A 13,050-nucleotide genomic window follows, 5' to 3' on the forward strand; every position below is an offset into this window, starting at 1 on the left:
GGTCTGCCTAAGAGTCCTCTGCCGAAAAGCTGGAGAGGATCTGAAACTTGGGTGAGTCAGCGATTAGTGGCCGAAGGGATCCGGATCTACGCCGGGCATCCACGAGTTACCGTCGACGGTCCAGCCTTCCTTCTTCACGACCTTCTTCATCTTGCTGGTCCACTTCTTGTTCAGGCGGTTCACGTACAGTTTGCCGTCCAGGTGGTCGGTCTCGTGCTGCATGCAGCGTGCGAACCAGCCGGTTGCCTCAAAATGGACGGGATTGCCGTGCTCGTCAAGGCCGTTCACGGTCACCCACTCGGCGCGCTTGAGGGGGAAGCCGTAACCGGGGAAGGACAGGCAGCCCTCTTCCTCTTCGTACGGGTCCGGGTCAGCGGTGGAAATCTTGCCCAGGGTCAGCACCGGGTTGATGATGCAACCGCGCGGGGGCACGCCGTCCTCGTTCTCCATCTTGTAGGTGAAGATGCGCAGGCCCACACCAATCTGCGGTGCCGCCAGGCCCACGCCGTTGGATGCGTCCATGGTCTCGTACATGTCAGCCACGAGCTCCTTGAGCTCATCATTAAACTCGGTGACGGGTGCCGCGGGGCGGTGCAGAACGGGGTTGCCGTGAATAACGATGGGGCGAATAGCCACGGAATCATCCTTTGCTTGTGTTGAACGGGAACTTGCCGGGTGCCCCTGTCGCATGAGGATGCGGGGCGTGCCCTGCTCCCGCTCGCTGGTTTAAAGTGCGGGTGTAAAAGCTCTATTCCGGTAAACCGTGTGCGGGGCAACCGAACAGGGGATAACGCGAACAGAGGGTAAAGCGAAAGGGCCGTTACGGATAACCATAACGACCCTTTCCATCGGGGTGATCGACGGGGGTTGAACCCGCGACCTCCTGGACCACAACCAGGCGCTCTGCCAACTGAGCTACGACCACCATGTGCTTCGCTTGGTTTCCCTTGCGATATGCAACGGATACTACTGTACAGGAGATTCAGAAACCTGCCAAGTTGAAAAGCCGTGATGCTCGTTACATGTTACGCTTACGCCTCGGATGCCTCAGCCGCCTCAGAAACGGAAGCCTCAGCTTCGCGCTCAGCAGTCTCACGTGCGGCACGCTCCGCCTCCACCTCACGCGCAATCTGCGCCGAAGCAATCGCATCCGGGCCCTGCGGCACAAAAATAGCGCGGCGGTAATACTTCAACTCATCAATCGAGTCCTTGATATCACCCAGTGCGCGGTGGTTACCGGTCTTCGCCGGGGCGCTATGACGAGCCGCCGGGTACCAGCGCGCCGCCAGCTCCTTAATGGTCGACACATCAATCACACGATAGTGAAGGTGCGCCATGACCTCGGGCATGTAACGCTCCAAGAAACGCTTATCCATGCCCACGGAGTTGCCGCCCAGCTGCGCCTTGCCCGCCACCGGAACATACTTCTTGATGTAGCGAAGCACCTGCTCCTGCGCGTAATCCATCGACACGCCGTGCTCAATATCGGGCAGCAGACCCGACGCCTCATGCATCGAACGGACAAAGTCATTCATGTTCTCCAGCGCACCGGCAGGAGACTCATCACCGGGCTTAATGACGAACTCAACGCCAGAACCCAGAATGTTCAAATCGGCATCCGTGACCAGAACGCCCACCTCGACGAGAGCGTCGTTCTCCACGTCCAGGCCGGTCATCTCGCAGTCAATCCATACAATACGTTCACTAGAAATACTCACCCTCCCACTCTACCCCCAAACGCCGCCGACCAGCCTCTCCGCCTGTCATAAAAGCACACGCAGTACGCTCAGCCGACCAGAAATAGGGGAGCGGACACGCCCACCGATGTACCCACCCATGCGCTCGCCACCTTGTCCGCCAGTTCTACCGCAACAGTGAATCCGCCGGGTGCTCAGAGCCGCTCGGGTATGATAAAAACCAGAACGACGATGCAGACAGAAAGGGAGTTATGCGCGCACCAAAGGAGCTAGCACACCGGCTCACCACCCCCGGCGCACACGACGCACCTCTCTCACCCAAACTCTTGGACTACGTCAATAATCACCGTCTGCGCACGCTGATTATCGGCACCATCGGCTCCATCATGGTCACCCTCGGCTCCTACGCCGTCGGCTGGCTCGCCGACAGCTCCAACTTCTGGCGTTACGAAATTATTCGCGCCATCCGATTCGAAGCCGCGTGGGTCATCACCGGCATTATTCTGCTCGCCCTCGGCGCCATGATCATGTGCCGTGAATGGCTGCGCATCTACCAGAAAATGGGCGACTGGAACGAACCCAACACCATGCGGTGGATGATTGCCGTCACCGTCAGTTGGTCCCTGCCGCAGGTCTTCGCGTTCACCATCTACAGCCGCGACATGTTCTCCTACTACGGTCAGGGCATGGTCATGGCGCACGGCCTCAACCCGTACAAGCACGGCGTCTCCGAAATTTCGAACTTCATGCAGAACGGCGCGGACCCCATGTGGGCGGAATCCCCGCCGCCGTACGGTCCGGTCTCCCTCAAGCTCGAAGAGTGGATTGTGCGCCTGGCGGGGGAGAACATCGACCTCTCCCTCTTCTACTTCCGCCTGCTCTCCGTGCTCGCGGTCATCGGCATTCTCTTCTACGTGGCAAAACTCGCCAAGGCGCACGGCTTCAACCAGGTCCGCGCCCTCTGGCAGATCGGCCCGAACCCGCTGTTCATCGCATCGTTCATCGCCAGCGGCCACAACGACTCGCTCATGACCATGTTCATGCTCGGCGGCCTCTACTACGCCAAGCGTTACCGCGACACCCGATGGGGTGGACCCCTCGGCGTGACCTTCATAGCCCTCGGTGTTGCCGTCAAGCCGCTCGCCCTCGTGGTGCTGCCCTTCGTGGGTCTGCTCTGGGCGGGTAAGAACGCCTCCTGGCCGCGCAAGTTCATCTTCTGGGTGCTCTCCGGCGTGCTGCTGCTCGCCGAAATGGCACTTATGGGCTGGGCAACCGGACTGGAATTCGGCTGGATCAAGGCACTGTCCACCACCGGCGGCCAGTACATCTGGTACACCCCCTTCGGCCTGGTCATCGGTGCCGCATCCCTATTCGTTCAGGGCGACGCCTTTGAGGTCATCCGCAAGCTCATCGAGACCGTCGGCAAGGGCATCGGCATGCTCGGTGCGGTAGCAATGGCATTCGTCGGACGCGACCGCAACATCGTGCGCCACGCCGGCCTCGCCATCCTGTTCATGCTCCTGTGCAGCCCCATGATTCAGCCCTGGTACCTGCTCTGGGCGATCCCGATGCTCGCCGCAACCGGCCTGCGCTCGCACTTCCAGCTCATGTGGTACTTCATCACCACGCTGTTCTTCATGGCGTATGGCGTGAGTGACCAGCTGAACGTGTCGCCCTACCTGCGCGATTTCAACCAGGACATGGGCCGACTCATCGCGACCGTCATCTGCCTGGGCTACATCATCTACCTGGTCGCCCTCGACCCGGCAACCCGCCGCCTGGTGTACGTGAGCCTGCACCCCACGCAGATTCGCCGCACCACCATCCGCCTGTGGTGGCAGCTGTTCCCCGGCGCCTCAAGCCGCCGTGCACGCCGCCGCGAGGTGAAGAAAGCAGAACGGGAAGCCGCCAAGATAGGCTCCTAGCGTGAACTCCTAACGCGCCCGCCTGGCTGGGTAGCCCAGTGGAGCATCCTCCGCCTGTAGAAGCGCGGTGCATGAGAAGCATAAATTCTCATGTACCCTAGAGGAAGGCCTCAGTAGCTCAGAGGATAGAGCAGGAGCCTTCTAATCTCTTGGTCGGGGGTTCGATTCCCTCCTGGGGCGCCACAGACGAAAACCGCCCCGCACCCTAAACTCAGGGTGCGGGGCGGTTTTCTTTATGCTTTGACGTTTATGCGCCGCCGTACGTAAGGAGGCGGTGCCGGGAGGCTATTTCTTGGTTGGGACTATTTCTTCTTAGTCGGGTTGGTGTCCTTGCAGGAGTTGAGGACGCGCTCCATAACCTTCTTCTCGTCCGCGGTTACCCACAGCTTGTACTTCGCCTTCACATGTACCTGACGAGCCACGTAGGTGCAACGGTAGGCGGTGTTGCTCGGCAACCACTCGGAGGCGTCCGCATCGGACTTCTGCTGGTTCGCCGGGCCGTCCGCGGCGAGCAGGTTCTCCGGGTCGTTTGCCAGCTGGCGGCGCTGCTCGGCGGTCAAATCCTGCGCGCCGGTCTGCCAAGCATTCGACAGGGCAACCACGTGGTCGATCTGCACAGCCGAGGAGGTCTTCTTACCGCGCTTGAACTCGATGGTCTTGCCGGTGTACGGGTCATCCAGAGTGCCGCTGATAACGGTGCATGCGTGGGTCCTGACCTTGAAACGAACATTGGTCAGGTCGCGGCGCAGAATATCGTCGCGGGTGTTGCACTTATTGCCGTCAACGTCATCCCAGGCGGGGCCGAACTGGTCACGAGAGTAACCGTTCTTCGATGCACGGTCCTTCACCTGCAGGGATGCCAGTTCGCTCTTCGCGGTCGCCAGATCCGGTGCGAGCGCGGTCGCGGGGTCAACCGCCTTGTAGGGATTCTTGACCTCGGCGAGGGTTTCGGTCTGGACGTTGGTTTCTTCCTCGTCGGTGGCGGAAGTTGTCGTATCGGAGCCGAGCAGGCCGTCCACGCCGTTCTTACTCACGTAGACCAGACCAATAATCAACACGATCACGGCAAACACAGCGAGCAGACCATAAATGAGGCGCTTCTTCTGCGGGTCCATCGAATCGGGCAGCTTGGGCAGGTTGCGCTGCAGCTGCTGAAGTTCCTGCAGGGAGGGCAGGTTGTTGTTCGCGGGCTTTTTGCTCACGGGTTCTCCAAGGCGGGTAGACGGGACGCGGCTGAGTGCACCGCATCATCAAGGATAGAGGGCGCGGGGCTGAAATAGTGAACTTGAGGGCAAAAATAGCCGCCCCGATGCTGAGATACCTGTCACCATGCCGGGTGGGGTGGGGGTTGCGGAGGTTTTGGTGAGTGGGGATGAGGGTCTTAGCCGTGGGGGAGCGGCCGTCATATTTCTGCAGGGAGTGCGCTACTTGCGAGCAAATTTTGAAAAAACAGGGCGAAAAGTTCAAAAAATCTATCCACAAGTGGTGCTCAAAACCGCAAAACGCGAGGTTATCCACAGAACCGGTAACCGCCGGATGCGGGCTCGACTCAGCCCTGGCAGGGTTGAAGGAACCCACCCACTAGTTCTAAGGAGAAACCATGAGCGACACCATCCTGATCCGCGGATTCACCGCCTCCGACCCGGCACTGAGCACCCTGCCCAACGGGGTGCCCGTCGTGAACTTTCGCCTCGCCAGCACCCCACGCTGGCAGGACGCCACCGGCACCTGGAAAGAAGGCACCACCAACTGGTACACCGTGAAAGCCTACCGCCGCCTCGCGCAGAACATTGCCACCTCCATTGAGAAGGGGCAGCCGCTGGTTGTGAGCGGTCGTCAGCGCATTAGCCGCTGGAACCGCGAAGACGGCACGCAGGGCACCACGGTAGAAGTGGACGCCCTCGGCATCGGTCACGACCTGAACTACGGCACGAGCACCTTCGCCCGCACCGTGGAGAAGCGTACGGTCAATGAGGGAGCCATGCAGGGTACGCCTCAGGGCGCGCCGCAGCTGTATGCACCTGCGCACGCACCCCAGCAGAACGCGGAGGCACCGGGCGTGACCCCTCCGGGTGCTCCGGCGCAGAACGGTGCATCCCAGGGCGGGGAAGCGCAGAGTGACGAACCCCCCTTCTAAAAGTACTCCCCGGATGCTTGCATAAACGCGGGTGCATTGGGATAATGGAGCATTGTGTTGACATCGGGCACGCCCCTGCCGCAGGGGGGAGAGCGACCAACGATGTCAGCCTTCGGGCACCAATCCTGTCCGAAGCATCAAGTTTTCTGTCCCGCAGTGGGGCAGAGCAATCTGAGTCTATTTGACCTGCGGCAGATGGCTCTGGAGATCTACAACTATGCAGACTCTTGACTTCCTCGACAAGAAGTCCCTCCGTGACGACATCCCCGCATTCGGCCCCGGTGACACCCTGAACGTTCACGTTAAGATCGTTGAAGGTAAGAACCACCGTATCCAGGTCTTCAAGGGCTTCGTCGTTGGCCGCCAGGGTGCAGGCGTTCGCGAGACCTTCACCGTCCGCAAGGTTTCCTTCGGCGTTGGTGTTGAGCGTACCTTCCCGGTTCACTCTCCCTCCATCGAGAAGATCGAGCTGGTAACCCGCGGTGACGTCCGTCGTGCAAAGCTGTACTACATGCGCGACCGCCACGGTAAGGCTGCTCGTATCCGCGAGAAGCGCGAGTTCTAATCTTTATAGATACAGAATTCTGTTGCAAACCGCTCCCCAACCGCATTCCGCGGGCAAGGAGCGGTTTTTGCATATTCTGAGACCCGGTTTCTGAGGACTCGGTTTCTGAGAACCTTGCCGCTCTCAGGAAACAAAAGCCCAAGAGCGCAAACACTCTCGATACAATAGCTAGGTACCGTTTCACTCGAGCTAGGTATCTCTCAAACGAAAGGCTCACTCCAGCATGGCAGACGACAAGAACACTGCGAACACCAGCCCCTTCCCTGAGGGATACCAGCCTCAAAGCCGCCGCGAGCGCCGCGAAATGGAAGAATACTTTGCGCGCCTCGCCGCTGAAAAGGCAGCTGCAGAAAAGAGCGGTGCAGAGAACCTGACCTCTGAAAAGGCGGCAACCGAGAAGGCCGCCCCCTGGAGCGCTACCTCTTCCACCGAAAGTGACGCCAAGGGCACCTCCGAGCGCGATCACGAGGTGGTAGCTAGCGCCGAGGCGAGCGCCGCCTCCGCAGGTGCCGCCGCGAAGGACGCGAAGAAGAATACTAAGCGCGAAGAAGCCACCGACGAGGAGACTACCGCAGACGTGGAGCCCACCAAGGACTTCTCCGAAATGACCCCCAGGGAACGCCGCAAGGCAAAGCGCGCCGAACAGGCGGAGCTGACCTACTCCCAGGCGCAGGAAGAAGGCCGCCTCGGCGAATGGTTCTGGGTGCAGGCACGCGAGGGTGGCACCGTCATCCTGTACGCACTGGTCATCGCATTCCTGGTGAAGACCTTCCTGCTGCGCGGCTTCTACATTCCCTCCGGCTCCATGGAGCAGACCCTGCAGGTTAACGACCGCGTGTTCATTAACGTGGCGGGCTCCTACTTTAGCGAGCCCAAGCGTGGCGACGTCATCGTCTTCAAGGACTCTCAGGGCTGGATTCCCTCCACCCAGAAGACCAGCAGCCCGCTCAAGGACGCCCTGTCCTTCGCGGGTATTCTGCCGGATACTTCCTCGAACTTCCTGGTCAAGCGCGTTATCGGCACCCCCGGTGACGTGGTCGAAAGCGACGGCAACGGTAAGATCAAGGTCAACGGCGTAGAGATTAACGAACCCTACCTGTACCCCGGCAACACCCCCTCGGAGGTCCCCTTCAAGGTGACCGTGCCCGCCGGTAAGTACTTCGTGATGGGTGACCACCGCAGCAACTCCGCCGACTCCCGCTACCACATTAGCGACGGCACCGCGTTCATCTCCAAGGACGACGTGCAGGGCAACGTGTTCGTCGTGGCGTGGCCGCTGAACCACTTCGGCCTGCTGACCGACGAGAGCTCCGTATTCTCCTCGGTTCCCGCACCGACCTCCACCCCGAGCGAGTAAGCGAGCTTGGGAATGATGGCGAGCGCCCAGAAGAGCGCAACGAAACCCGCGAAGACTAAGCCCGCGAAGGCAACCCCGCCCGCAGCCGACCTCGAATACGAGCAGAAGCTCTTCGCCTCCGGTGCCCGCACGGTTGCCGGAATCGACGAGGTGGGCCGCGGCTCCATGGCGGGCCCGGTCACCGTGGGCGTCGCAATCCTCACCCCGGACGCCACCCTCGAGGTGGGCGGGCTGATTGACTCCAAGGCGCTCTCACCGGCACGCCGCGAATCCATGGTTCCCGAGATTCGCCAGTGGTGCGCCGTGGCGGTCGGGCACGTGGAACCGGCTGATATTGACCGGCTCGGCATGACCCTCTCGCTGAGGCTTGCCGCCCAGCGTGCGCTCGCCGAGTTGGCGCGCCGCGGATACCGTGCCGACGCCGCCCTGCTGGACGGTAAGCACGACTGGTTCACCCCTCCGCAGGAAGACCTGTTCAGCGCGTTGGCGCCGGATCCGGCGCAGGCACACTACAACGCACTACTCGCCCAGGCATGGGAAAGCGCAGGTGAGCCCGCGCAGATGCCCGTAACCATGGTCATTAAGGGTGACTATAAGTGCGCCTCCATCGCCGCCGCATCGGTGGTTGCGAAGGTGGAACGTGACGAGCTGATGGTCCAGCTGGATACCCGCTACCCGGGGTACGGTTGGGCAAAGAACAAGGGCTACGGATCCGCCGCTCACCGCGAGGCGATTAGCGTGCAGGGCCCCAGCCCGCAGCATCGACTGTCATGGTCGCTTCCGGCGACCGCCGAGCAGATTGAGGCTGCGGCGGCACAACGCGGCTAAGGCGCAGGACGCGGCACCCTCGTGAGCCCGCATGCTACCGCTGAATCAGTACTAAGAAAGCCCAGGAAAGGAAGAGTAGTGAGCGCAGAAGACCTCGAAAACTACGAGACCGACGCCCAAATGGCGCTCTACCGCGAATACAAAGACGTCATGTCGCTCTTTAGCTACGCGGTAGAAACCGACCGACGCTTCTACCTGGCAAACCAGGTGGACGTCACCCCGCACGTGCAGGACGGCACCCTCTACTTTGAGGTGAGTATGAGCGACGTGTGGGTGTGGGACGTGTTCCGCTCCAACCGCTTTGTGAAGAAGGTGCACGCCTACTCGGTGCGTGACGTGAACGTGGAGGAGCGCCTGCCCAACCAGGAATTCACCGTGCCGGAAATACCGGACTTCAACGCCTAGTTCAACGCTGATTCAATGCCTCGCCGGGGGTAACCGAGTGCAACCGCGGGTAGGCGCGCTGGCGCCGGGTTGCCGGGCGGCGGGACTGAGTGATGAAAGTGCGCGCAGAACTAGGCGACGAACCTGCGCAAATATGACGTGCCGAATCGGCGCACGGGCGGTATTTTTGAAAAATATGCCCCAAAATTTCAAATAAACGACTGTGGATAACCTCTAATTCCTTCTGGAAGCCGAGGTTATCCACAGTTTTTCGTTAACCGCGTTCGGGCACGCGCGCGGCGGGCACAGTAGAAGCACAACCGCTATCTACTTAGGGGAGAGACCCATGACAACAGCCCGAATAACAGCCCGCGCCGCAACCCGAAGCGCGCCCCGCAGAACCCAGCCTCAGAACGCCCTGCCCCGCGCCCACAGCGTCGGGCGTTGGGGTGAGGAACTGACCGCCCGCATCCTGGAGGTGAACGGCTACCGCATCCTGGAGAGGAATTGGCGACCGCCCGCCGGACTGGAACATGAACAGATCCGCGGGGAGCTCGACCTGATCGCTATTGACCCCGAGGATGAGCTGGTGTTCGTTGAGGTCAAGACCCGCAGCAGCGAAGACTTTGGGCACCCGTTCGCCTCCATTGACCGCGACAAGGCGCGCCGCACGCGCTCCCTGGCGATTCTCTGGTGCCGTCTGCGTGAAAACCTGGATTTTCCGCGCTTTCGCATCGACGCAATTGCGGTGACCGGAACCTGCGAAACCTTCACCTTCGAGCACCTGAAGGCGGTGGCGTAATGGGATTCGCACGCACCTATTCCGTGGCGCTGGTTGGCTTGCGCGGGCACATTGTTGACGTTGAGGCGGACATTTCGCAGGGCCTGCCCGGCTTCGTGCTACTGGGCCTGCCGGACACCGCCCTCAACGAGTCCAAAGAGCGTGTGCGCTCCGCGGCGAAGAACACCGGCATCACCCTCACTCAGCACCGGCTCACCGTGAACCTGACCCCGGCGACCCTGCCCAAACGCGGCTCGGCATTCGACCTTGCCATCGTGGTTGCGGCGCTGCAGGCTGAGAAGAAACTGCACCCCAGCGGCGATAGCGTCTTCCTGGGCGAGCTGGGCCTGGACGGAACCCTACGCCCCGTGCCGGGCATCCTGCCCGCGGTCAAAGCCGCCGTGGACGCCGGTCACCACCGCGTGATTGTGCCCGCCGAAAATGCTGAGGAGGCGGCACTCATCCCCGGCGCGCAGGTGAGCGGTTTCCGCTGCTTGGCGGAGGTTTTTGCCGCTCTCGGCGCGGAGAGCCAGAAGCTGACCTACCCGCCCGTCCCGCAGACGGAGGTGAGCGCACCGACGGTGAAACCGGCTGAAATTCCCTCGGATATGAGCGATGTTGCCGGCCAGTCGCAGGGGCGTTTCGCCCTGGAAATTGCCGCTGCGGGCGGCCACCACATGTTGCTGACCGGCCCGCCCGGTTCGGGTAAAACCATGCTGGCGGAGCGCCTGCCGAGCATCCTTCCGACCCTCGACAACGATGCCGCGATGGAGGTGACCGCGATTCGGTCCCTCTGCTCAGCGGGGGAGCACCTGAGCGAGCTGGTGCGTCAGCCACCGTTTGAGGCGCCGCATCATAGCGCCTCCGCGCCGGCGATTCTGGGTGGCGGCAGCGGCATTCCCCGCCCCGGCTGTGTGTCTAAAGCGCACCGCGGCGTGCTCTTTCTGGACGAGGCGCCCGAGTTCAAACGCACGGTGCTTGATTCGCTGCGCCAGCCCCTGGAATCGGGGACCGTGACCCTGGACCGTTCGAGCGCATCGGCGACGTACCCGGCGCGTTTTCAGCTGATTCTGGCGGCGAACCCGTGCCCCTGCGGCATGAACGTGGGCACCGGTACGGAGTGCACGTGTGCCCCGCGTGAGCGTCGCGCCTATTTTGGGCGGCTGTCCGGCCCGCTGGTGGACCGTATTGACGTGAATGTGACGGTTCCGAAAGTGTCGTCCACGGAGCTTGCGGGCGGTCAGGTGAACGAGAGTTCGGCGCAGATTCGTGAGCGCGTCATGGAGGCACGGCAGGCTCAGCGTGAGCGCCTGGAACCGTACGGGTTGAAGACGAATGCGGAGATGAACGGCAAGATTCTGCGTGGTCCGCTGCGTTTGGATGCGAAGCTCACCGGCGAGCTGAACGCCGCCGTGGATCGGGGCACGCTGACGGCTCGCGGCTATGACCGGGTGCTGCGTATCGCCTGGACTCTCGCCGATTTGGAGGGTGCCGCCTACCCGAGCCGGGAGCACCTGGATGTGGCGCTCTTTTTGAGGCAGCAGGGGCAGCTGAAATAGTGTGCCGGAGCAGTGAACACCGACGCGTTAACGAGAACGAATCACTGACGAAAGGAGAAAAACATCATGAGTGAGAAGAAAAGGCAGAAGCAAGTCAGAGATGCCGAGCTGAGAAACGCTGTGCCAGAAGAAAGCGCGGCGGAAGATTTTGTACAGGAGGAACTGCAGGTTCGCCTGCCCGGTCGCACCCTGGATCGGCATGCCCTGGTGCGTGAGAGGGTGGCGCATATTCTGTCGCTGGGGCAGGAGCCTTCGCCGAGCCCGTATAACGCGGCGCGCCTGCCTGGGTTCCTCGCCTCCTGCCTGAACCCGGTGTACTTGGAAGAAATGAACCAGCAGGAACAGCTGGGGGAGGAGCTACAGGGCGAGCACCCCGATCCCGCGGCGGGAACAGCCTCCACCAGCTCTGAGCCCGCGCCCCTGTTCAACCCCGCCCTCAGCGCGGAGGAGCTTGAGGCGGCGTGCCGCGAGTACATCCGCTGCTGCACCGCCCAGCTGATGCGCTACGCCGAACCCGCCGATGAGCTCGTGGTTGAATCCCTCACCACCCTGGGAGCGCCGCTGACCCTGCACTACCTGCTGACCGGGCACATCCCGGATGAGCATACCTGGGAGCACGGCGAACCGGATGAGCATCTGAGCAAATTTCTGCACTCGGTGGGTGTACCCGCCGAGGGGGAGTCCGCCCTGTTTTCCAGTGCGAATGGCTACTACACGCCGGGTGAGCATCAGCTGAGCCGCGATAAGTTCGGCAAGGCGCTCGCGACCCGCCGCCTGCGCTGGAACCGCCGAATGGAACGTACCCTGAACGCGGAGGCGCACATGGCGGCAACCTGCGGGGCGTGGCTGGTCACTCCTGCCGATCCGCTGTGGCCACCGCAGCTGAACGATTTGGGGCCCGCCCGACCGTACGGGCTGTGGTGCAGGGGCGATTCGCGGCACCTGCTGGATTTGGCGGCTACCCCGAGCGTTGCGCTGGTTGGTTCGCGTGACCCGAGCATCTACGGCACGGAGGCGACGACCCACCTCGCCGCCGAGCTGGCGCGTCGCGGGTACACGGTGATTTCTGGTGGTGCGATGGGTATTGATATTGCGGCGCATCGGGCGGCGCTGACCCAGCAGGGCAGCGACCTGTCGACCATCGCCTTCATGGCGGGTGGGTTGGACCGGCTCTACCCGGCGCAGAACTCGGATGCGCTGAACATGATTGTTGACCGCGGGCTCATCATGAGCGAGGTGAGCGTGGGTAACACCCCCACGCGTTGGCGTTTTCTGGAGCGTAACCGCCTGATTGCGGCGTTGGCGCGGCACACCATTGTGGTGGAGGCGCGCTGGCGTTCCGGTGCCCTGAATACGGCTCGTCACGCGATGGAGATTGGGCGTACGCTCTGGGCTGTTCCGGGGCAGATTAATTCGCCGAATTCGGTGGGTACGAACCGTCTGCTACGCGATGGACTAGCGCAAACGCTCACCGAAGCCGCCGACATCCTCGAATACGATGCCGCCGCCGGTTTCGAGCTGGGTACCGAACATGAGAGCGAGTGGGATCCGGCATCTGCTGCATCCTCGACGGCGCTGGATGAGCTGACCGAACGACAGGGTAGGGTCTGGGACGATTTGAGCCCGCGCTCCTACCGCGGCGTGGACGAGATTGCCGCAGCCCTCGGGTTGAGCGCTCGCGACGTGATGGCTGACCTGTTCCACCTGGGCCGCTGCGGTCTTGCGGAGAGTAGCGGAACGAGTTGGAGGAAGGTCCGCCCGGCGGTTGCGGCGTAGGGTTCTTCCTGATGACGGGGCGGCACGTAGAGAGCGCGGAA

The 13,050-nt window shown here is 62.0% G+C and carries 12 protein-coding genes and 2 tRNA genes; 10 read left to right on the forward strand and 4 right to left on the reverse strand.

Annotated features, from left to right (window positions below; translation table 11 throughout):
* Positions 1-63: 63 nt before the first annotated feature.
* The 3 genes from def to orn form a co-directional block, all read right to left on the reverse strand.
* Positions 64-636 (reverse strand): peptide deformylase, encoded by a 573-nt coding sequence (gene def, locus AB8E48_RS03015; RefSeq protein WP_049334074.1) that lies wholly within the window; start codon positions 634-636, stop codon positions 64-66.
* Positions 637-852: 216 nt separating this feature from the next.
* A tRNA-His gene (locus tag AB8E48_RS03020) sits at positions 853-925 on the reverse strand.
* Positions 926-1,031: 106 nt separating this feature from the next.
* On the reverse strand, positions 1,032-1,718 hold the full coding sequence (gene orn, locus AB8E48_RS03025) for an oligoribonuclease (protein ID WP_368885711.1): 687 nt from the start codon (positions 1,716-1,718) through the stop codon (positions 1,032-1,034).
* A 230-nt stretch (positions 1,719-1,948) separates the two neighbouring features.
* Here orn and mptB point away from each other — a divergent pair, with 230 nt between their 5' ends.
* Positions 1,949-3,622, forward strand: coding sequence for a polyprenol phosphomannose-dependent alpha 1,6 mannosyltransferase MptB (gene mptB, locus AB8E48_RS03030; protein ID WP_368885712.1), 1,674 nt, complete (start codon positions 1,949-1,951; stop codon positions 3,620-3,622).
* 107 nt (positions 3,623-3,729) lie between these two features.
* Positions 3,730-3,805, forward strand: a tRNA-Arg gene (locus AB8E48_RS03035).
* 119 nt (positions 3,806-3,924) lie between these two features.
* Here the strand turns inward: AB8E48_RS03035 and AB8E48_RS03040 are convergent.
* Positions 3,925-4,824 carry an HNH endonuclease family protein gene (locus AB8E48_RS03040; RefSeq protein WP_368885713.1) on the reverse strand — a complete coding sequence of 300 codons (900 nt, stop codon included), beginning with the start codon at positions 4,822-4,824 and terminating at the stop codon, positions 3,925-3,927.
* Positions 4,825-5,222: 398 nt separating this feature from the next.
* Here AB8E48_RS03040 and AB8E48_RS03045 point away from each other — a divergent pair, with 398 nt between their 5' ends.
* The 8 genes from AB8E48_RS03045 to dprA all read left to right on the forward strand — a co-directional run bounded on the left by AB8E48_RS03045 (position 5,223) and on the right by dprA (position 13,009).
* A complete protein-coding gene (locus AB8E48_RS03045) occupies positions 5,223-5,759 on the forward strand; it encodes a single-stranded DNA-binding protein (RefSeq protein ID WP_368885714.1) in 537 nt (178 codons plus the stop codon).
* A gap of 217 nt (positions 5,760-5,976) precedes the next feature.
* On the forward strand, positions 5,977-6,324 hold the full coding sequence (gene rplS, locus AB8E48_RS03050; protein ID WP_012903660.1) for a 50S ribosomal protein L19: 348 nt from the start codon (positions 5,977-5,979) through the stop codon (positions 6,322-6,324).
* A 223-nt stretch (positions 6,325-6,547) separates the two neighbouring features.
* A complete protein-coding gene (gene lepB / locus AB8E48_RS03055) occupies positions 6,548-7,681 on the forward strand; it encodes a signal peptidase I (protein WP_368885715.1) in 1,134 nt (377 codons plus the stop codon).
* Between the two features lie 15 nt (positions 7,682-7,696).
* Positions 7,697-8,509 carry a ribonuclease HII gene (locus AB8E48_RS03060; RefSeq protein WP_368885716.1) on the forward strand — a complete coding sequence of 271 codons (813 nt, stop codon included), beginning with the start codon at positions 7,697-7,699 and terminating at the stop codon, positions 8,507-8,509.
* A 78-nt stretch (positions 8,510-8,587) separates the two neighbouring features.
* The gene (locus tag AB8E48_RS03065) at positions 8,588-8,914 is read left to right on the forward strand and encodes a DUF2469 domain-containing protein (RefSeq protein ID WP_368885717.1); all 327 of its coding nucleotides are present in this window, start codon (positions 8,588-8,590) and stop codon (positions 8,912-8,914) included.
* Positions 8,915-9,239: 325 nt separating this feature from the next.
* Complete coding sequence (locus AB8E48_RS03070; RefSeq protein ID WP_368885718.1) at positions 9,240-9,695, forward strand: YraN family protein; 456 nt, start codon at positions 9,240-9,242, stop codon at positions 9,693-9,695.
* Positions 9,695-11,233, forward strand: a complete 1,539-nt coding sequence (locus tag AB8E48_RS03075; RefSeq protein ID WP_368885719.1) for a YifB family Mg chelatase-like AAA ATPase — start codon at positions 9,695-9,697, stop codon at positions 11,231-11,233. The genes AB8E48_RS03070 and AB8E48_RS03075 overlap by 1 nt, the downstream gene beginning before the upstream one ends.
* Before the next feature lie 120 nt (positions 11,234-11,353).
* Positions 11,354-13,009 carry a DNA-processing protein DprA gene (gene dprA / locus AB8E48_RS03080; RefSeq protein ID WP_368885720.1) on the forward strand — a complete coding sequence of 552 codons (1,656 nt, stop codon included), beginning with the start codon at positions 11,354-11,356 and terminating at the stop codon, positions 13,007-13,009.
* The last annotated feature ends 41 nt before the right edge of the window (positions 13,010-13,050 follow it).

It is taken from the genome of Rothia mucilaginosa (assembly GCF_964211445.1).
GTDB classification, from domain to species: Bacteria; Actinomycetota; Actinomycetes; order Actinomycetales; family Micrococcaceae; genus Rothia; species Rothia mucilaginosa_E.

Coding starts and splice junctions, on each gene's coding strand:
- mptB (WP_368885712.1), top strand. CDS start 1,949: ATGCGCGCACCAAAGGAGCTAGCACACCGGCTCACCACCCCCGGCGCA.
- AB8E48_RS03045 (WP_368885714.1), top strand. CDS start 5,223: ATGAGCGACACCATCCTGATCCGCGGATTCACCGCCTCCGACCCGGCA.
- rplS (WP_012903660.1), top strand. CDS start 5,977: ATGCAGACTCTTGACTTCCTCGACAAGAAGTCCCTCCGTGACGACATC.
- lepB (WP_368885715.1), top strand. CDS start 6,548: ATGGCAGACGACAAGAACACTGCGAACACCAGCCCCTTCCCTGAGGGA.
- AB8E48_RS03060 (WP_368885716.1), top strand. CDS start 7,697: ATGGCGAGCGCCCAGAAGAGCGCAACGAAACCCGCGAAGACTAAGCCC.
- AB8E48_RS03070 (WP_368885718.1), top strand. CDS start 9,240: ATGACAACAGCCCGAATAACAGCCCGCGCCGCAACCCGAAGCGCGCCC.
- AB8E48_RS03075 (WP_368885719.1), top strand. CDS start 9,695: ATGGGATTCGCACGCACCTATTCCGTGGCGCTGGTTGGCTTGCGCGGG.